Origin of the sequence: Curtobacterium sp. MCLR17_051 (genome assembly GCF_003234395.1) — a bacterium.
GTDB classification, from domain to species: Bacteria; Actinomycetota; Actinomycetes; order Actinomycetales; family Microbacteriaceae; genus Curtobacterium; species Curtobacterium flaccumfaciens.
Window position 1 is genome coordinate 129,616 of record NZ_QKTA01000008.1, and the last position, 18,911, is coordinate 148,526.

The window sequence follows — 18,911 nt, forward strand, 5'->3', positions numbered from 1 at the left end:
AACCGAAGGAACGCAATGTCCACTCTGGAAATCCGTGACCTCAAGGTCTCGATCGACACCGATCAGGGCACCAAGGAGATCCTGAAGGGTGTCGACCTCACCATCAACGAGGGCGAGATCCACGCGATCATGGGGCCGAACGGCTCCGGCAAGTCCACCCTGGCGTACACCATCGCCGGTCACCCGCGGTACAACGTCGTCGGTGGCACGATCACCCTCGACGGCGAGGACGTCCTCGCGATGAGCGTCGACGAGCGTGCCCGTGCCGGCATGTTCCTGGCGATGCAGTACCCGGTCGAGATCCCCGGCGTCACGGTGTCGAACTTCCTGCGCACCGCCAAGACGGCGATCGACGGCGAGGCTCCGGCGCTGCGTGGATGGATCAAGGAACTCCGCCAGTCGATGGCTGACCTGAAGATGGACTCGTCGTTCGCCGAGCGCAACGTCAACGAGGGCTTCTCCGGTGGCGAGAAGAAGCGCCACGAGATCATGCAGCTCGAGCTCCTCAAGCCGAAGTTCGCGGTCCTCGACGAGACCGACTCCGGCCTCGACGTCGACGCGCTGAAGATCGTCTCCGAGGGCGTCAACCGCGCCAAGGCCGCGACCGGCCTCGGTGTGCTGCTCATCACGCACTACACGCGCATCCTCCGCTACATCAAGCCGGACTTCGTGCACGTGTTCGTCGCCGGCAAGATCGCGGAGCAGGGCGGCCCCGAGCTGGCCGACCGCCTCGAGAACGAGGGCTACGACCGCTACGTGCAGGTCGCCGCCGCCGAGGCGCAGGCCTGATGATCGCCGCACTCGCTCCCGACAAGTTCGACGAGGTCGTCGAGGGCCTGAAGGAGGTCCAGGACCCGGAACTCGGCGTGAACATCGTCGACCTCGGCCTGATCTACGACCTCGCCTGGGACGACGACGCCAACGCGCTCGTCATCAGCATGACGCTCACGAGCGCCGGTTGCCCCCTGACCGACGTCATCGAGGGTGACACCGCGAACGCTCTCGACGGCATCGTGGACGCCTTCCGGATCAACTGGGTCTGGATGCCGCCGTGGGGTCCGGAACGGATCACCGACGACGGACGCGAGATGATGCGCGCCCTCGGGTTCGCGATCTAGTCGCGACCCACCACGGACGGGAGGCGCGGTGCCAGCTGGCACCGCGCCTCCCGTCCGTCTGTGCGCACGCCACGCGCGGGGTGCGCCGCTCAGTGGTCGTGACCGCCCGCTCAAGTCCGCCGAGTGGTCACGTTCTGTCGGCTGACAGCGCTCCAGGCGACGGAATGCGACCACTCGGCGTCCGGGTGGCGGGGAGTCGTGACCGACCGAAACCCCGGCCCGGCACCGCACGGACTGTTCATCCCCGCACCGGACGCAGAACGGCCCCGCACCGATCAGGTGCGGGGCCGTTCTCGTGCGAAGCCTCAGCGACGACCGACGGCCTTCCACGCGAGCGGCAGGATGCCGGCGGCGATGAGGGCCTTGGCGATGCCACCGACGATGAACGGGTACAGGCCGGCGGCGAGCACCGACTGGACGTCGTTCGGGGCGCCGAGCTGGCCGAGCGCCACGGCCAGGTACGGCAGGCCGGTCACGAACGGGATCGCACTCGCGAGCAGCATCGCGACCGCGGCGCGGCCGACGTGGCGGTCCCAGTTGCGACGGGCGAGCCAGCCGACGAGCCCGGCGGCGGGGATGAAGCCGATGACGTACCCGAAGCTCGGCAGGGCCAGGGCCTGCAGGCCGCCCTGCATGTCGGCGAAGAACGGGGCACCCGCGAGTCCGGCGACGGCGTAGACGAGCAGCGAGAGCATGCCGCGGCGTGCGCCGAGGGTCGCGCCGACGAGCACGACGGCCAGCGTCTGCCCGGTGATCGGGACCGGCCACATCGGGACCTCGAGCTGCGCCATTGCGGCGGTGAACAGGGCTCCGCCGGCGACGAGGGCGGCGTCGGTGGCCAGCCCGTGCGTGCGCAGACGGTCGGCGAGGACTGCGCGGGGAGCGAACCCGGTGGCGTTCGTCATGGATTCTCCTAGAATGGACTGCTGGTTCCGTTCGGAACCATCGGTCCCGTCAGCGTAGCGGTGCACCTCACGCACACACCGTTGTGCAAACCCACCAACTGATTGGACGTCCACTGTGCTTGCCGTGCACGAACTCGAGATCCGCGTCGGAGCTCGTCTCCTCATGGAAGACGTGTCCTTCCGTGTCGAGAAGGGCGACAAGATCGGACTCGTCGGCCGCAACGGCGCGGGGAAGACGACGATGACCAAGGCCCTCGCGGGCGAGACGCAGCCCAACGGCGGCACGATCGACCGCGGCGGGGAGATCGGCTACCTGCCGCAGGACCCGCGTTCCGGCGACCCGGAGGAGACCGCGCGGAAGCGCATCCTCGACGCCCGTGGGCTCGGTGAGCTCGTGGAGGGCATCCGCCTCGCCACGCTCGACATGGCGAGCGACGACGCGGCCGTTGCCGAGAAGGCGATGCGACGCTACAGCCGCCTCGACGACCAGTTCAACGCGCTCGGTGGCTACGCGGCCGAGGCCGAGGCGGCGTCGATCGCCTCGAACCTGAAGCTGCCCGACCGCATCCTCGACCAGCAGCTCAAGACGCTCTCGGGTGGTCAGCGCCGCCGCATCGAGCTCGCCCGGATCCTGTTCTCGGATGCCGAGACGATGATCCTCGACGAGCCGACCAACCACCTCGACGCCGACTCGGTCGTGTGGCTCCGCGAGCACCTGAAGACCTACCCCGGTGGCGTCATCATCATCTCCCACGACGTCGAGCTCGTCGACGAGGTCGTGAACCGCGTCTTCTACCTCGACGCCAACCGCCAGACCATCGACATCTACAACATGGGCTGGAAGCTCTACCAGCGGCAGCGCGTCGCCGACGAGGAGCGCCGTCGCAAGGAGCGCGCGGGCGCCGAGAAGAAGGCCGCCACGCTCAAGGACCAGGCCGCCCGCTTCGGTGCGAAGGCGTCGAAGGCCGCGGCCGCGCACCAGATGGTCGCGCGTGCCGACAAGCTGCTCGCCGGCCTCGAGGACGAGCGTGTCGCCGACCGGGTCGCGAAGATCCGCTTCCCCACGCCGGCCCCGTGCGGCCGCACCCCGCTGATGGCCGAGGGGCTGTCGAAGTCGTACGGGTCGCTCGAGATCTTCGCGGGTGTCGACCTGGCGATCGACCGCGGTTCGCGTGTGGTCATCCTCGGCTTCAACGGTGCGGGCAAGACGACGCTGCTGCGCATCCTGGCGGGAGCCGACCAGCCCGACACGGGCGAGATCCAGCCCGGTCACGGTCTGCGCATCGGCTACTACGCGCAGGAGCACGAGAACATCGACATCAACCGCACCGTGATCGAGAACATGGTGTCGGCGTCGACGGACCTCAACGAGACCGAGGCTCGCCGGGTTCTCGGCTCGTTCCTGTTCACCGGTGACGACGGCTACAAGAAGGCCGGCGTCCTGTCCGGTGGCGAGAAGACCCGTCTGTCGCTCGCGATGATCGTGGTCTCCGGCGCGAACGTCCTGCTGCTCGACGAGCCGACGAACAACCTGGACCCGGCTTCGCGCGAGGAGATCCTCAACGCCCTGGCCGGCTTCGAGGGTGCGGTCGTCCTGGTGTCCCACGACGCCGGCGCGGTCGAGGCGCTCAACCCCGAGCGCGTCCTGCTGCTGCCGGACGGCACCGAGGACCACTGGAACAAGGACTACGCGGAGCTCATCGAGCTCGCCTAGCTGCCGCGCGTGTGGTCGGGCGAGGCCCGTCCGCACGGTGCCGCGTTCGCGGTCCGGTGCAGCGTTGCGTGCTGGGTGGCCGTTTGTGGTGCTGCACGGTGCTCGGAAGCGCGCACGGGGTTGCGAGGTCCGCACGGTGCGGTCTGGAGGCGCGGTGCCGGTCGCGCGTCGCGCCTCCCGTCCGCACGGTGCCCGTTTCGCCATCCGGTGCGGCGTTGCGTGCTGGGTGCCCGTTTGTGGCCCTGCACGGTGCGCGGAAGCGCGCACGAGGTTGCGACGTGCGCACGGTGCCGCGTTCGCCATCCGGTGCGGCGTTGTGTGCTGGGTGCCCGTTTGTGGCGCTGCACGGTGCGTGGAAGCGCGCACGGGGTTGCGAGGTCCGCACGGTGCGGTCTGGAGGCGCGGTGCCGGTCGTGCGTCGCGCCTCGAGGCCGCACGGTGCCGCGTTCGCCATCCGGTGCGGCGTTGCGTGCTGGGTGTCCGCTTGTGGCGCTGCACGGTGCGCGGAAGCGCGCACGGGGTTGCGAGGTGCCCACGGTGCGCCGACGCGCACCCACGGCCGCGCCTCAGCCGCGCCACGGCCGCGCGTCAGCGACGTGACGCGATGAGCTCGTCCTCGATCTCGGCGTCGGTCTTCGGCTTCGCGTTCTTGCGGCGTTCGCGCTCGAGGGCGCGCTCGCGCTCCTCGGGGTCGTCCTGGTTGAGGTTCCGGTACTCCTGCACCATCACGTACGCCAGGAAGCCGAACCCCCCGGCGGCGAACAGGAACCACTGGATGAAGTAGCTCAGGTGCAGCCCGGTGTCCGCATTGGGACGCTCCCAGCCGAGCGGGCGTGCCTCGGTCGGTGCGGGGGACTCGGAGGCGAGCTGCCCGTACGCACCGGTCCAGATCGGGTCGTCGACCTTCTCCGCCACGTCGGCCAGGGTCACCGACTGCACCTGGTCGGTGTCCTTCGGGTCGGAGCGGCCGGGGATGCGCGGTTCGCTCTGCTGCAGGCGGACGATCGCGGTGACCTCGCCCGACGGGGGAGCGGGCACGTGGTCGGGGGCGTCCTGGGCGTTGCCGGTCGGGACCCACCCGCGGTCGACGATGAAGGCGCGGCCCTCTGACGTGACCAGGGGCGTCAGGACCTCGAACCCGGGCTGCCCGTTGTGCACGCGGTTGCGCACGAGCAGCTGCGAGTCGACGTCGTAGCGGCCGGTCACGGAGACCCGGAGCCACTCCTGCTCGTCCTGCCAGCTCGAGGCCTTCGGCAGCGCCCGGTCGAGGGTGACGGGGGTGTGGTCGTAGTTCTGCGCGACCTGCTCGTTCTGCCGGACGGCCTCGTTGCGGCGGTCCCACTGCCACATGCCGAACAGTGCGCACACGATGGCGAAGGCGACGGCGATCGCGAAGTAGCCGAGCCAGCGGCGGCTCCGGACGAAGCGCCAGCCGACGAACGGTTCGTGGGGGTCCCGACCGGACGGGCCCGACCTGACGTCGTCGGTCGAGCCGGACTCCGCGGCGGCGCGCTGCAACTTGGCGGCGTGCTTGCGGCCGTACCGGGACTGCGGGTCGAAGCCGTCGGTCATCGCGAGGTGCCGGTGGAGCGCACCCCGACGTCGTTCTTCGGCGCCGCCGTCGACTCGCGCTCGTCGTCGAGGTGGTCGACGTCCTCGTGCATGCCGGTGACGCGCACCGGGAAGGAGCGGGACCGCAGGTAGTCGGCCAGGAAGTCGCGGTGTTCTTCGCACGCGGCCCAGATCTTCACGCGGTCGATCGCGTGGATCCGGGGATTGCGCCAGTTCACACGCCACCCGGCCGTCGACACGCAGCCGGCACGCGAGCACACCGGGGTGGATCCGGGTTCGGTCTGCAGGTCGAACGTCGCACCCATCAGCGGGGTCCCCACATCTTCGATCGGTCGCCGTTGCGCTGCCACTCGTCCTGCGCGTGCTGCGCCTGCTGGCGGAGGCGGTCCTGCTCGTCGCGGTAGGCCTGGGCCCGGGCGTCCTCCTGCTGTTCGCGGAGACGCGGGTCGACGGCGTCGTAGAGCTCGATGGACCCGGCGGGGGAGATCATGTCGCTCTCGGTCCGGCTGCCGGCGTTCGCGATGACGACGGCCACCCAGGGGATCACCGCGGCCAGGACGATCGGGATGACCGCGAGCCACGAGTGCCAGATCGAGTACACGAGCACGGCGGAGATGAAGAGGACCACTCGGATGGCCATCTGCCAGACGTAGCGGGACAGGCGGTGCGCCCGGTCCTGCTCCGGTGTGTCCGGCAGCGACGTGATGCTCGTGTGCGTGCTCTTCATACAGATGGTCTCCGTCTACCCGTGGCCAAGCCTAATCCCGCCGGACCGATCGTGGGTGCGCCGCGCGCGAACCGGCGGGGTGGTCCGCTCCGGTACGCTCGTCCGGGCGTGTCCGCCGGGTCCCCGGCACCGCGTGCCGAGCAGATCCCACCGAACGGAGCGACCATGAGCACCCCCCGTACCGTCCTCATCACCGGCGGCAACCGCGGCATCGGCCACGCACTGGCCGAGCGGTTCGTCGCCGCCGGCCACCGGGTTGCCGTGACGTCGCGCAGCGGTCAGGGTGGTCCCGCGGGCGCGCTGACGGTGCAGGCCGACATCACCGACACGGCCTCCGTCGACGCCGCGTTCACGCAGGTCGAGGCCGAGCTCGGTCCGATCGAGGTCCTCGTCGCGAACGCCGGCATCACGAACGACCAGCTGCTCCTCCGCATGTCCGAGGACGACTTCACCAGCGTGGTCGACACGAACCTCACGGGCACCTTCCGCGTCGTCAAGCGCGCCACGAAGGGCATGATGAAGGCCAAGTTCGGCCGCATCGTGCTGATGTCGAGCGTCGTGGGCGCCTACGGCCAGATCGGCCAGGTCAACTACGCGTCCTCGAAGGCCGCCCTGGTCGGCATGGCCCGGTCGATCACGCGTGAGCTCGGTTCGCGCGGCATCACCGCCAACGTCGTGGCGCCCGGCTTCATCCAGACGGACATGACCGCCGCACTCTCCGAGGAGCTGCAGGCCGAGTTCAAGAAGGCGATCCCGGCCGCCCGCTACGGCACGGTCGACGACGTCGCCGACGCCACGCTGTTCCTGGCGAGCGACGGCGCCGGGTACGTCTCCGGTGCGATCATCCCGGTCGACGGCGGCCTCGGGATGGGCCACTAGCCCTCGGACTGATCAGCCGCGCAGGCCGAGCGTCGCGAGCACGGCGGACAGGTCGCGGTCGACGACCGCGACGTCCGCCTGCTCCCGCACGCGCGGCTTCGCGTCGAACGCCACCGACAGCGCGGCGACGCGCATCATCTCGAGGTCGTTCGCGCCGTCGCCGATGGCGATGGTCCGTGCCGGGTCGACCCCGTCGGCGTCCGCCCACTCGCGGAGCGCGACGGCCTTGGCGTGCGCGTCGACCACGTCGCCGAGCACGCGGCCGGTGAGCACGCCGTCGGTGACCTCGAGGCGGTTCGCCCGGCAGTGGTCGAGGCCGAGCTGCTCGGCGAACGGGTCGAGCACCTCGTGGAACCCGCCCGACACCACGCCGACGGTGCCGCCTGCGGCGTGCACCCCACGGACGAGCTGGTCGGCGCCCCGCGTCACACGGACCGCCTGCTGTGCGCGGACGAAGACGTCTGCCTGGAGGCCCGCAAGGGTCGCGACACGCTCCCGGAGGCTCTCGGCGAAGTCGAGTTCCCCGCGCATGGCGCGCTCCGTGATCGCCGCCACCTGTGGCCGGGTCCCGGCGCTGTCGGCGAGCAGTTCGATCACCTCGTCCTCGAGGAGCGTGGAATCGGCATCGAGGACGACGAGGAAGCGGGGCACGAACCAACGGTACCGACTGACGGAAGGCACGGCCGCGTCCGTGACGCGAGCCGTGCCTCCGGGCCGTCCGTCCGGGGCTGCGCCCCGGGTGCTTGCCTGTTCGTCGTGTCTACGCGTCGACGCGGACGCCCTTGCCGACCACGGTGATGCCGGATTCGGTGACGGTGAAGCCGCGTGCCTCGTCGGCCTCGCGGTCGACGCCGACCTGCGCGCCCGGTGCGATGACGACGTCCTTGTCGAGGATGGCGCGGTTGACGACCGCGCCGGCGCCGATGGTGGCGCGCTCGAACACGATCGAGTCGAGGACCTTCGCGCCGGAGTCGATCGAGCACCAGGGCCCGATCATGCTGCGCTCGACCTGCGCACCCGACACCAGGCAGCCGAGCGACACGAGCGAGTCCACCGTGGACCCGGTGTTGCCGTTCGCGTCGCGGACGAACTTCGCCGGCGGCAGGTTCGTCTGCTGGTTGAAGATCGGCCAGTCCTGGTTGTACAGGTTGAAGACCGGGACCGGCGCGATGAGGTCCATGTGGGCGTCGAAGAACGAGTCGATCGTGCCCACGTCGCGCCAGTAGTACTTGTCGCGGTCGGTGGAACCGGGGACCTCGTTGCGCTGCAGGTCGTACACGCCGGCGTCGCCGCGGTTGACGAAGTCGGGGACGATGTCGCCGCCCATGTCGTGCGCGGACGTCTCGAGCTGGCCGTCCCGCAGGACCGCGTCGACGAGGGCGTCCGCGTTGAACACGTAGTTGCCCATCGAGGCCAGGATCTCGCTGGGGGAGTCGGCCAGGCCGACGGCGTCCTTCGGCTTCTCGAGGAACGCCTCGATCTTCGTGGGGTCGTCATCGGCCACCTGGATCACGCCGAACTGGTCGGCGAGCCCGATCGGCTGACGGATCGCCGCCACCGTCGCACTGCGGCCGGACGCGATGTGCGCCTCGACCATCTGGTGGAAGTCCATCCGGTACACGTGGTCCGCACCGACGACGACCACGATGTCGGGTCGCTCGTCGCGCAGCAGGTTGAGCGACTGCAGGATCGCGTCGGCCGAGCCGGCGAACCAGCGCTTGCCGAGCCGCTGCTGCGCGGGGACGGACGCGACGTAGGAGCCGAGCAGCCCCTCCATGCGCCACGTCTCCGCGACGTGCCGGTCGAGACTGTGCGACTTGTACTGGGTCAGGACGACGATCTTCTGCAGACCGGAGTTGACCAGGTTCGACAGTGCGAAGTCGATGAGACGGAAGTTGCCGCCGAACGGGACGGCGGGCTTCGCGCGATCGGCCGTGAGCGGCATGAGTCGTTTGCCCTCGCCGCCGGCGAGCACGATGCCGAAGACCTTCTTTGGTGCCATGCCGCTCACAGTAGGCGTCAGCACTGGGAACCGGTTACGTTGAACCAGTGCGAGTCGATCTGCTGACCAGGGAGTATCCGCCGGAGGTCTACGGCGGAGCGGGTGTCCACGTGTCCGAACTCACCGCCGCGTTGCGGTCGGGGACGGACACGGAAGTCCGTGTCCGGGCCTTCGGGGCCTTCCGTGACGAACCCGACGTGTGGGGCTACCGGACCCCGGACGGCCTCGGCCAGGCGAACGGCGCGCTGCAGGCCCTGGGCACCGACGTGGCCATCGCGGCCGACGTCGAGGGCGCCGACCTCGTGCACTCGCACACCTGGTACGCGAACTCCGCGGGCCGGATCGCGCAGCTGACCTACGGCATCCCCCACATCGTGACCGCCCACAGCCTCGAGCCGCTCCGCCCGTGGAAGGCCGAGCAGCTCGGCGGCGGCTACCGCCTGTCCAGCTGGATGGAGCGCGAGGCGTTCGAACACGCCGACGGCGTCATCGCGGTCTCGAAGGCCATGCGTGCGGACATCCTGCGCTCGTACCCGTCGATCGACCCCGCGAAGGTCCACGTCGTCTACAACGGCATCGACATCGACGCGTGGAAGCCGACCGTCGACGAGGACGCCGTGCGCGCCCTCGGCATCGACCCGACGCGCCCGAGCGTCGTGTTCGTCGGACGCATCACCCGCCAGAAGGGCCTGCCGTACCTGCTCCGCGCCGTGGCGTCGCTGCCGTCGGACGTGCAGATCGTGCTGTGCGCCGGCGCGCCGGACACCCCCGAGATCCTGGCCGAGGTCACCGAGCTCGTCGAGGGCCTCCGCGCGGAACGCGAAGGCGTCGTCTGGATCGACCGGATGCTCGCGCACGAGGAGATCGTGAACGTGCTGTCCTCGGGCACCGTGTTCGTGTGCCCGTCGGTGTACGAGCCGCTCGGCATCGTGAACCTCGAGGCCATGGCGTGCGGCATCCCGGTCGTCGGCACCGGCACCGGGGGCATCCCCGAGGTCGTCGCCGACGGGCTCACCGGTCGCATCGTCCCGATCGACCAGGTGCAGGACGGCACCGGCACCCCGACCGACCCCGACCGCTTCGTGGCCGACCTCGCCGCGACCCTCACCGAGGTGCTCGCCGACGAGGGGCTGGCGAAGCTCATGGGACGCGCCGGACGGCTCCGTGTCGAGACCGAGTTCACCTGGGACGCGATCGCCACCAGGACACGGCAGGTCTACGACCGGGTGCTCGGCCAGAACCCGTAGGCTGGTCGCATGCCCTCGGTCGTGCGCTTGTCAGACGTCTCCGTGGTCCGCAACGGGGCCACCATCCTCGACGCGATCTCGTGGGAGGTGCAGGACGACGAACGCTGGGTCGTGCTCGGCGCGAACGGCGCCGGCAAGACGACGCTGCTGCAGGTCGCCGGCGCCCAGACGTTCCCGACCTCGGGTGACGTCGAGGTGCTCGGGACCGAACTCGGCGGCGCCGACCTGTTCGAGCTCCGCCCGCGCATCGGCTTCGCGTCGACCGCGCTGGCCCGTCGCATCCCGGTGACCGAGAAGGTCATCGACGTCGTGCTCACCGCGGCGTACTCGGTGACGGGCCGCTGGAACGAGGAGTACGAGGAGCTCGACGTCCGCCGTGCGCAGCGCGTGCTCGAGGAGTGGGGCCTGGGGTCCTTCACCGACCGCACGTTCGGCGACCTGAGCGACGGCGAGCAGAAGCGCGTGCAGATCGCCCGTGCCGTGATGACCGACCCGGAGATCCTGTTCCTCGACGAACCGGCCGCGTCGCTCGACCTCGGTGCCCGTGAGAGCCTCGTCCGCACTCTCGGCGGCTACGCCCAGAGCGCGGACTCGCCGGCCATCGTCATCGTGACCCACCACGTCGAGGAGATCCCGGCCGGGTTCACCCACGCGCTCGTGCTCGCCGACGGCCACGTGCAGGCCGCAGGCCCCATCGACGAGGTCCTGACGGACCAGACCCTGACCGAGGCGTTCGGCATCGACCTCTCGGTCACCAAGGACGCCGGTCGCTACACGGCACGCGCCGCGTAGCGCTGCGATCCCGCCGTCTCTCTGGTATCGTGGACGGCTGGCGCAAGCCGACGACTTCCCGCGCAGTTCGCGCAATCCCATCACCGCTATCGAGGAATCTCCATGAAGACCGACACCCACCCCGAGTACCGCGCCATCGTCTTCCGCGACCTGGCCTCCGGTGAGACGTTCCTGACGCGTTCGACCGCGAACAGCGACAAGACCATCGAGCTCGACGGTGCGACCTACCCGGTCATCGACGTCGAGATCTCGTCCGCTTCGCACCCGTTCTACACGGGCAAGCAGCGCATCCTCGACTCGGCCGGTCGCGTCGAGAAGTTCAACCAGCGCTTCAAGGGCTTCAGCAAGTAAGCAGCCCCCACGCAACGCCCACGGGCGGTCCTCCTCCGGGAGGGCCGCCCGTTCGCGTTGTGCGGTGTCCACGGCTGCCGGTGACCCAGGGACGCGGGACACCTGTGTTCGCGCGTCACACCGCGGTCTGCGGGTGTTCGGTGCGCGAACACCGGTGCTTTACGAGGGGGGCAGCGCGGGATCAGGCGCCGTTGCGGTGGGGCCAGCGGCCGTCGGCGGTGAACGTCGGGTCGCGCTTCTTGCGCATGTAGTCCTGGAACGAGGTGGCCTGCTCGGCGCACCAGCCGACCTGCTTGCGGTGGAGTTCCTCGGCGGAGATGCCGAGCTCGTCCGGGTACTTGCCGGCGATCGCCTGGGCGACACGCCCGGCAGCGATCGCGTCGGCTCCGGCGTCGTGCGCGTCGTCGAGCGTGACGCCGTAGAGCTCGGACGCGGCCTCAAGCGTGCGCTTGCCCTTGCGGAAGGTGTCGAGCGCCTTGTCGATCACCAGCGGGTCGACGACGTTGCCGATGACGGGGGAGGCGAACCCGTGCCGCTTCGCTTCGCGGTCGAGGACGGTGAGGTCGTACGGGGCGTTGTAGATCACCAGGGGGATGCCCCGGGCGAACACGGCCTCGATCGCGGCGATGATCTCGGCGACGACCTCGGCCGCAGGGCGTCCCTCGGCCTGGGCACGCTCGGTGGTGTAGCCGTGCACGGCGGCGGCGCCCTCCGGGATCGGGACGCCGGGGTCCGCGATCCAGGCACCCTCGACGATGGAGGCCCCGGTCATGTCGATGAGCCCGACGTGGGCGGTGACGATGCGGGCCGTCTCGACGTCGACCCCGGTTGTCTCGAGGTCGAAGACGCCCAGCGCGTGCCACCAGGGCCGACCCGTGAGGTCCTGGGACGGAGCGGGCGCGTCGAGCTGTGCTGTGGGGAACGTCACGCGGTCAGGCTAACGGGACGCACCGACACCCCCGACTACCGGGTCGGCGCGCCGACGTGCAGCCAGTAGAACGACTGCGTGCCCATGGTGAGCGTGACGGTGCCGTCCTCGTCGAACGACGGGAACGAGCTGCCGCCGAACAGGTCGTAGAGCGGGCGCCCCGCGAACTCCGGAGCGGAGATCGTGACCGAGGTCGGGTTCGTCGCGAACGAGAACACGCACAGGACGTCCTCGGCGGACGGGCCGAACTGCTGCCCGGAGCCCTCCCACGAGCGGACGAAGGCGAGCACCGAGTCGTTCGAGGTCTCCTGCACGCGCAGGGAGCCGAGGCCGAACACCGGGTGGGCCTTGCGCGTGTGGATGACGTTCCGGACCCAGTGCAGCAGCGAGCGCGACTGGGCGAGCTGCGCCTCGACGTTCACCTGCGCGTAGTTGTACACGAGCGACTGGACGACGGGCAGGTAGAGCTTGCCCGGGTCGGCGGTGGAGAAGCCGGCGTTGCGGTCCGGCGTCCACTGCATCGGCGTGCGCGAGGAGTCACGGTCCGGCAGCCAGATGTTGTCGCCCATCCCGATCTCGTCGCCGTAGTACAGGAACGGCGAACCGGGCAGCGAGAACAGCAGCGCGTGGATGAGCTCGAGCTCGGCGCGCGAGTTGTCGAGCAGGGGAGCGAGACGTCGGCGGATACCGATGTTCGAGCGCATCCGCGGGTCGTAGCCGTACCAGCCGTACATCGCCTGTCGGTACTCCTCGCTCACCATCTCGAGCGTGAGTTCGTCGTGGTTGCGGAGGAAGACGCCCCACGCCGCGCTGGCCGGCACGTCGAGCGTCTCGGACAGGATCGCCTTGAGCTCGGCGGCGTGCTGGGCACGGAGCGAGTAGAAGATGCGGGGCATGACCGGGAAGTCGAACGCCATGTGGCACTCGGGCTCCTCGTCGGTGCCGAAGAACGCCGCCGTCTCGCGCGGCCACTGGTTGGCCTCGGCCAGGAGCACACGCCCGGGGTACTCGTCGTCGACCATCGCGCGGAGCTTCTTGATGAACTCGTGGGTCTCCGGCTCGCCCTCGCCGTTGCCCTCCTCTGATTCGAACAGGTACGGGATCGCGTCGAGCCGGAGCCCGTCGACGCCCATGTCGAGCCAGTGCCGGACGACGTCGTAGATCGCCTCGATGACCGCGGGGTTCTCGAAGTTCAGGTCGGGCTGGTGCGAGAAGAAGCGGTGGAAGAAGAACTGGCGTCGGACCGGGTCGAAGGTCCAGTTGGACTCCTCGGTGTCGACGAAGATGATGCGGATGTTCGAGTAGTCCTCGTCGGTGTCCCGCCAGACGTAGAAGTCGCCGTAGGGGCCGTCCGGGTCCTCGCGGGACTGCTGGAACCACTCGTGCTGGTCGCTGGTGTGGTTGATCACCATGTCGATCACGATGCGCATGTTCCGCTCGTGCGACTTCGTGACGAGCTCGCGGAAGTCGTCGAGCGTGCCGAACTCCGGCAGGATCGCCCGGTAGTCGGCGATGTCGTACCCGCCGTCGCGCATCGGCGACTGGAAGAACGGCGGCAGCCACAGGGCGTCCACGCCGAGCCACTGCAGGTAGTCGAGCTTGCCGATCACGCCCTGGATGTCGCCGATGCCGTCTCCATTGGAGTCGACGAACGACCGGATCATGCACTCGTAGAAGACCGAGCGCTTGTACCACTGCGGGTCGAGCGTCAGGCCGGGCAGCTGGATCGGGGCTGTGAAGGTCACCGTGCTCCTCGTCGTCATCGACGGACCGGTCGACGGCCCGCCCCGGACACGATAGGCGCGAGATGCTGCGGGTGTCCGGGGTTTCGTGCGGTTCGCTCCCTAGACTGGCGCGGATGCAACCGCCCGTGCTCTCCCCGTACCAGTCGTTGATGGCCGCCACCCCGGTCGTGCACCGGGCCGTCCAGGTCGACGGCCGGACCACGCACTACTGGGTCTACGGGCCCGAGGACTCGGATCGCACCGTGCTCGCCGTGCACGGGTTCCGCGGGGACCACCACGGGCTCGAGACCATCGCCGCGCACCTCGAAGGTGTCCGTGTGATCGTGCCGGACCTGCCCGGCTTCGGCGTGTCCGACCCGCTGCCGGTGTCGGACGTCGACGCCTACGTGGCCTGGCTGACCGGGTTCCACGCCGCGCTCGGGCTCGGCCGCGACACAGTCGTGCTCGGGCACTCGTTCGGGTCGATCGTGGTGTCGGCCACCGTCGCCGCCGGGCTCGACACCCGGCTGCTCGTCCTCGTCAACCCCATCGCGGCCCCGGCACTGCAGGGACCGCGTGCCGTCGGGACCGCGATCGCGATCGGGTACTACCGCGCCGGCGCGGTCCTGCCGAAGCCGATCGGGCTCGGGATCCTGCGGAACGGCGCGATCGTCCGGGCGATGAGCATCGCGATGCTGAAGTCGCACGACCCCGCCGTCCGCCGATGGGTGCACGACCAGCACGACCGGTACTTCTCGGCCTTCGCGAACCGCACGAGCGTGCTCGAGGCGTTCCGCACCTCGGTCACCCACGACGTCTCCGAGTACGCCGACCGCATCCACGTGCCCGTGCTGCTCGTCGCGGCCGAGCACGACGACATCACCGCCGTCCCCGAACAGCGCGCACTCGCCGAGCGGCTGCGTGACGCCGAGCTCGTCGTGATCCCGGGGGTCGGCCACCTGGTGCACTACGAGACGCCGGCTCCGGCCGCGGCGGCCGTGCTCCGCCGGATGGCGGACACGACCGGGCGTGCGGGACGCCATGGACGCACTGGACACGGCGCGGCCGCGACGGACAGCCGACCGTCGGGGGCAGGGCGGGCCTCCCGGACGGCGGACGCGTCGTGACGCGCCTGCGCATCGGTATCGACTGCCGGTACGTGCGGATCGGTCGGCACGACGGCATCAGCCGGTTCACCGCCGGGGTCGTCGCGCACCTGCCGGACCGGCACGACTACGTGCTGCTCGTCAGCGACGAGCGCCAGCTCGAGTCGCTGCCGAGGGACCTGCCGTGGGAGCTGCTGCCCGCGCCGACGGACGCGGGGGAGCCGCTCGTCGCCCGGCGCGTCAACCGGCTCGGGCTCGACGCGGTGTTCTCGCCCATGCAGACGATGGGGTCACGGGGGCGCCGGTACGCGCTCGTCCTGACGCTGCACGACCTGATCTACTACCGCAACCGCACGCCCCCGCGGGAGTTCTCGTGGCCGCTGCGGCTCGGCTGGCGGGCGTTCCACCTGTCCTGGGCGCCGCAGCGGTTCCTGCTGAACGGCGCCGACGGGGTCGTGACGGTGTCCGAGACGACCGCCGGGCTGATCGCCGAGCACCGGCTGACGAAGCGACCCGTGACGGTCGCCTACAACGCGGCCGACCCGGCGACACCGCGGGTGGCCGGAGCGCCACGTGGACGCTCGCTCGTCTACATGGGCTCGTTCATGCCGTACAAGAACGTCGAGACCCTGGCGGCGGCGCTGCCGCTCCTGGGGGCGGACTGGACGCTGCACTGCATGTCGCGGGTGTCCGACGCCGACCGTGCACGGCTCGAGGCGCTGGCTCCCACGGGGACGATCGTGTTCCACGACGGCGCCACCGACGAGGAGTACCTGTCCGTGCTCCGTTCGGCCACCGCGCTGGCGACCGCGTCGTTCGACGAGGGGTTCGGCATCCCGCTCGTCGAGGCGATGGGCGTCGGGACCCCGGTCGTCGTCAGTGACATCCCGATCTTCCGGGAGATCGGCGGCTCGGCGGCGGAGTACTTCGACCCGGCGTCGCCGTCCGCCCTTGCCGCGGCCGTCCGGCGGGTCGAGGAACGGTGGGACGAGGCCTCGCGGCAGTCGATTCAGCGTGCCGGTCGGTTCCGGTGGCAGGACTCGGCGGAGCAGGTCGTCCGGGCCGTCGAGCGGGCCGTGGGGGACCGGCGGGGCTGAGGGCGGGTGCGGGGCGCGGGTTCGCGGTTCGTGACGATGCGGAACGACGATGTCGATGTCGTACGACGTCGACCGTGTCGTCCCACGTCGGACGCGCCACCGCCGCGCCACCCCGCGCGACCACCACACCGTCACTCCGGCGCGATGACCTGCACGTCCGCCCCGGGGAACACCTTCTGCGTCTCCTCGGTGACCCGCGCCACGATCGGCGGCACCGCGGCGCCCCGACCCGGGGTCCGCACGACGATCGACTGGTCGCGTGCGGCGTCGGACGGGTCGCCGCCGCGCTCCCACGAGCAACGGACCTCCGTCACACCGCCGATGTGGTCGAGCGTGTTCGCCAGTGCCAGGCGCTTCGCCGCGACCCCACCGGCACCGGTGACGCCGATCTCCAGGTTGCCGAGGTCGGCGACCACGACGACGCGGACACCGTTGCCACCGGACTCGTCGGCTGCGCGGCTGATGGCGGCGACCAGGTCACGCCGGGCAGCGGTGTCGAGCGCCGGGTCCGCCCGGACCGAGGCGATGGCGTCGTAGCTCGCGAACGCCGTCTTCGACGGGGCGTGGTGCCGCACGTCGGTGACGCCGGGCAGCGCACGCACCCGCGTGTCGAACCGGTCGAGCGCCACGTCCGGCCGTGGGAAGACCCCGCCGATGCCGTTTTGGACGCTCCCGATGATCGAGCCGAGCACCACGGCGATGACCGCGACCACCGCGAGGGTGCTGCCGCCGATGATGAACCAGGTGCGGGCCCGGGTGCGGGTGGGGACGCTCGCCGTCTCGGGACCGAACACCCGGTCGAGGTCGTCGGCCTGCTGGTCGAGGGCGTGCTGGCCGTGTCGGCTGGTTCCGTCGTCGGACATGTGGCTCCCCTCACCCCGGTGTGCGGGTGCGTCGGAGCCTAGTCCCCGGTCAGCCCCGGCGCTCCAAGGGGTTCTGGTACTCGAACGCGGACCCTCCGGTGGCGTCGGACACGTCGTCGATCGGGTCGTCGAACCGGACGAGTTCGGCGTGGAAGCGCTCGGGGTCCCACCGGAACGAGTGGATGGACCCGTTGCGGATCGGGGTGTTGCGGCGATCGGCGGTGCCGGGGGCAGCGGCGTTCACGACACTGCGGATCACCGCGCCGTGGGTCGCGACCACGACGACGCCAGCGTCGAACCGGACCGCGATCTCACCGAGCGTCTCGGTGACGCGGGCGAGCAGCGCGGAGCGGGACTCCCGACCGGGGATGTCGTCGTGCGGGTACCGTGCCGACACCTCGTCGTCGGTCAGCCCCTCGGCTTCGCCGTACGAGCGCTCGGCCAGGCCCGGGTACGTCGTCGGTGCGTCGAGGCCCAGGCGGTCGGCGATGATCGTGCCCGTCTCGGCCGCACGGGACAGCGGGGAGGCGACGACCGCGTCGAACGGCCGGCGGGTCAGGAGCTCGGCGGCCTCGGCGGCCTGCCGTCGTCCGGTGTCGTTGAGCGGGATGTCGGTCGAGCCCTGGATGCGGCGTTGCGCGTTCCAGTCGGTCTCGCCGTGCCGGACGAGGTACAGGAGGGTCGTCACCCGTCGATCTTCGCAGACGCGAACGGCAGGCCCGTCCGGCGGCAGCGCTCGCGGCCCCGTCCGAGGACCGCGACCGCGCAGGCTCGTCCGGCGACCGCGACCGCGCTAGTCGGTCGACGCCGCCGCGCTGAGCCGCTCCGCCAGGTGCACGAGCGTCTCGGTGGTGCCGGCGTCGAGCTTCACGGCCGCACGACGGTCGCTGCGGGTCTCGCCGCGGTTCACGATGACCACCGGGTTCTTGCGGCGCGCAGCGTGGTCGACCAGCCGCACGCCCGAGTTCACGGTGAGGGACGAACCGACGACGAGGAGTGCGTCGGCGTCGGCGACGATCGACACGGCCTCGCGGAACTTCTCGGCCGGCACGAACTCGCCGAAGAAGACGACGTCGGGCTTCAGGTCGCCGCCGCACACGGTGCACGCGGGTACGACGAACCGTTCGACGTCGGTGATCTCGACGTCGCCGTCCGGCTGCAGCTGCACGGACCCGGGCTCGTCGATCCAGGGGTTCTCGCGGTCGATGGTGGCGGCGAGGTCGGAGCGGGAGAAGACCTGCCCGCAGCGCAGGCACACGGCGCGGTCCATCGAGCCGTGGATCTCGACGACGCGGCGGGAGCCGGCGCGCAGGTGCAGGCCGTCGACGTTCTGCGTGATGACCCCGGCGACGATCCCGGCGTCCTCGAGTGCGGCGAGCGCCCGGTGTCCGTCGTTCGGCACGGCGGCCGCGAAGCTCCGCCAGCCCAGGTGCGATCCGGCCCAGTAGCGCTGGCGCTTCGCGGGGTCGGCCAGGAACTCCTGGAACGTCATCGGCTTGCGCACCACCCGCCCGGCACCGCGGTAGTCGGGGATGCCGGAGTCGGTGCTCAGGCCGGCACCGGAGAGCACGGCGATCCGCTTGCCCGCGAGCACCTCGACGACGCGGTCCAGGTCGTCTGCGGTCACCGATCCGGCGGCCGCCCCGGTGGTCGGTCCGGTCGTCGACGCAGCATCATCCAGCACCCTGTTCACGGTACCCTCAACACCCGACCGTCCCGGTCGCTTCCCGGGCGGAGCGCATCCTCGGCGGACCCGTCCGGCGGCAGCCCGGAGCAGCCCGTCGGCAGCCCGGACCCGTGTCGGCCCGGCCCGCCGGACCCGCACCGGCCCCGGCTCAGGCCCGCCGGACCCACCCCCCCCCCCCCCCCCCCACCCAAACTGTCTC

The 18,911-nt window shown here is 70.6% G+C and carries 20 protein-coding genes; 9 read left to right on the top strand and 11 right to left on the bottom strand.

The window, feature by feature from the left end; genetic code table 11:
* Positions 1-15 precede the first annotated feature (15 nt).
* Positions 16-789, top strand: coding sequence for a Fe-S cluster assembly ATPase SufC (sufC, locus tag DEJ06_RS09260; protein ID WP_071403760.1), 774 nt, complete (start codon positions 16-18; stop codon positions 787-789).
* Entirely contained in the window at positions 789-1,118 is a 330-nt protein-coding gene (locus DEJ06_RS09265; RefSeq protein WP_017887270.1) for a metal-sulfur cluster assembly factor, read from the top strand. The genes sufC and DEJ06_RS09265 overlap by 1 nt, the downstream gene beginning before the upstream one ends.
* A gap of 305 nt (positions 1,119-1,423) precedes the next feature.
* On the opposite strand, the gene DEJ06_RS09270 is transcribed toward DEJ06_RS09265, so the two are convergent.
* Complete coding sequence (locus DEJ06_RS09270) at positions 1,424-2,023, bottom strand: biotin transporter BioY (protein ID WP_111023032.1); 600 nt, start codon at positions 2,021-2,023, stop codon at positions 1,424-1,426.
* A 115-nt stretch (positions 2,024-2,138) separates the two neighbouring features.
* Between DEJ06_RS09270 and DEJ06_RS09275 the strand changes: the two genes are divergently transcribed.
* On the top strand, positions 2,139-3,737 hold the full coding sequence (locus DEJ06_RS09275) for an ABC-F family ATP-binding cassette domain-containing protein (protein WP_071403762.1): 1,599 nt from the start codon (positions 2,139-2,141) through the stop codon (positions 3,735-3,737).
* Positions 3,738-4,325: 588 nt separating this feature from the next.
* Here the strand turns inward: DEJ06_RS09275 and DEJ06_RS09280 are convergent.
* The 3 genes from DEJ06_RS09280 to DEJ06_RS09290 are packed head-to-tail and all read right to left on the bottom strand — an operon-like array spanning position 4,326 to position 6,036.
* Positions 4,326-5,309: an SURF1 family protein gene (locus DEJ06_RS09280; protein WP_111039105.1), complete on the bottom strand. Its 984-nt coding sequence runs from the start codon at positions 5,307-5,309 to the stop codon at positions 4,326-4,328.
* Positions 5,306-5,614 (bottom strand): hypothetical protein, encoded by a 309-nt coding sequence (locus DEJ06_RS09285; protein ID WP_371830589.1) that lies wholly within the window; start codon positions 5,612-5,614, stop codon positions 5,306-5,308. Before DEJ06_RS09285 ends, DEJ06_RS09280 begins: the two co-directional genes overlap by 4 nt.
* The gene (locus tag DEJ06_RS09290; RefSeq protein ID WP_051596733.1) at positions 5,614-6,036 is read right to left on the bottom strand and encodes a DUF3099 domain-containing protein; all 423 of its coding nucleotides are present in this window, start codon (positions 6,034-6,036) and stop codon (positions 5,614-5,616) included. Before DEJ06_RS09290 ends, DEJ06_RS09285 begins: the two co-directional genes overlap by 1 nt.
* A gap of 165 nt (positions 6,037-6,201) precedes the next feature.
* Between DEJ06_RS09290 and fabG the strand changes: the two genes are divergently transcribed.
* A complete protein-coding gene (gene fabG / locus DEJ06_RS09295) occupies positions 6,202-6,915 on the top strand; it encodes a 3-oxoacyl-ACP reductase FabG (protein WP_111039117.1) in 714 nt (237 codons plus the stop codon).
* Between the two features lie 12 nt (positions 6,916-6,927).
* On the opposite strand, the gene serB is transcribed toward fabG, so the two are convergent.
* Together serB and glgC are read right to left on the bottom strand one after the other, a co-directional pair.
* Positions 6,928-7,566, bottom strand: a complete 639-nt coding sequence (gene serB, locus DEJ06_RS09300; protein WP_111039106.1) for a phosphoserine phosphatase SerB — start codon at positions 7,564-7,566, stop codon at positions 6,928-6,930.
* Between the two features lie 109 nt (positions 7,567-7,675).
* Positions 7,676-8,917, bottom strand: a complete 1,242-nt coding sequence (glgC, locus tag DEJ06_RS09305) for a glucose-1-phosphate adenylyltransferase (RefSeq protein WP_111039118.1) — start codon at positions 8,915-8,917, stop codon at positions 7,676-7,678.
* Between the two features lie 47 nt (positions 8,918-8,964).
* Between glgC and glgA the strand changes: the two genes are divergently transcribed.
* The 3 genes from glgA (at position 8,965) to DEJ06_RS09320 (ending at position 11,307) form a co-directional block, all read left to right on the top strand.
* On the top strand, positions 8,965-10,164 hold the full coding sequence (gene glgA, locus DEJ06_RS09310; protein ID WP_071403766.1) for a glycogen synthase: 1,200 nt from the start codon (positions 8,965-8,967) through the stop codon (positions 10,162-10,164).
* A 9-nt stretch (positions 10,165-10,173) separates the two neighbouring features.
* Complete coding sequence (locus DEJ06_RS09315) at positions 10,174-10,956, top strand: ABC transporter ATP-binding protein (RefSeq protein ID WP_017887279.1); 783 nt, start codon at positions 10,174-10,176, stop codon at positions 10,954-10,956.
* 102 nt (positions 10,957-11,058) lie between these two features.
* Positions 11,059-11,307 (top strand): type B 50S ribosomal protein L31, encoded by a 249-nt coding sequence (locus DEJ06_RS09320; RefSeq protein WP_017887280.1) that lies wholly within the window; start codon positions 11,059-11,061, stop codon positions 11,305-11,307.
* A 181-nt stretch (positions 11,308-11,488) separates the two neighbouring features.
* Here DEJ06_RS09320 and DEJ06_RS09325 read toward each other — a convergent pair whose 3' ends face one another.
* Both DEJ06_RS09325 and treS read right to left on the bottom strand, forming a co-directional pair.
* Positions 11,489-12,235: a 3'-5' exonuclease gene (locus DEJ06_RS09325; RefSeq protein WP_111223637.1), complete on the bottom strand. Its 747-nt coding sequence runs from the start codon at positions 12,233-12,235 to the stop codon at positions 11,489-11,491.
* A gap of 35 nt (positions 12,236-12,270) precedes the next feature.
* Entirely contained in the window at positions 12,271-13,980 is a 1,710-nt protein-coding gene (treS, locus tag DEJ06_RS09330; protein ID WP_111039119.1) for a maltose alpha-D-glucosyltransferase, read from the bottom strand.
* Between the two features lie 113 nt (positions 13,981-14,093).
* Here treS and DEJ06_RS09335 point away from each other — a divergent pair, with 113 nt between their 5' ends.
* Both DEJ06_RS09335 and DEJ06_RS09340 read left to right on the top strand, forming a co-directional pair.
* Positions 14,094-15,086 carry an alpha/beta fold hydrolase gene (locus DEJ06_RS09335; protein WP_258372417.1) on the top strand — a complete coding sequence of 331 codons (993 nt, stop codon included), beginning with the start codon at positions 14,094-14,096 and terminating at the stop codon, positions 15,084-15,086.
* Between the two features lie 5 nt (positions 15,087-15,091).
* The gene (locus tag DEJ06_RS09340; RefSeq protein WP_111039120.1) at positions 15,092-16,162 is read left to right on the top strand and encodes a glycosyltransferase family 1 protein; all 1,071 of its coding nucleotides are present in this window, start codon (positions 15,092-15,094) and stop codon (positions 16,160-16,162) included.
* A 131-nt stretch (positions 16,163-16,293) separates the two neighbouring features.
* On the opposite strand, the gene DEJ06_RS09345 is transcribed toward DEJ06_RS09340, so the two are convergent.
* The 3 genes from DEJ06_RS09345 to DEJ06_RS09355 form a co-directional block, all read right to left on the bottom strand.
* Complete coding sequence (locus DEJ06_RS09345; protein ID WP_111039107.1) at positions 16,294-17,025, bottom strand: hypothetical protein; 732 nt, start codon at positions 17,023-17,025, stop codon at positions 16,294-16,296.
* Between the two features lie 49 nt (positions 17,026-17,074).
* Complete coding sequence (locus tag DEJ06_RS09350) at positions 17,075-17,713, bottom strand: histidine phosphatase family protein (protein WP_111039108.1); 639 nt, start codon at positions 17,711-17,713, stop codon at positions 17,075-17,077.
* 105 nt (positions 17,714-17,818) lie between these two features.
* A complete protein-coding gene (locus DEJ06_RS09355; protein ID WP_111024994.1) occupies positions 17,819-18,652 on the bottom strand; it encodes a Sir2 family NAD-dependent protein deacetylase in 834 nt (277 codons plus the stop codon).
* Positions 18,653-18,911: the final 259 nt, after the last annotated feature.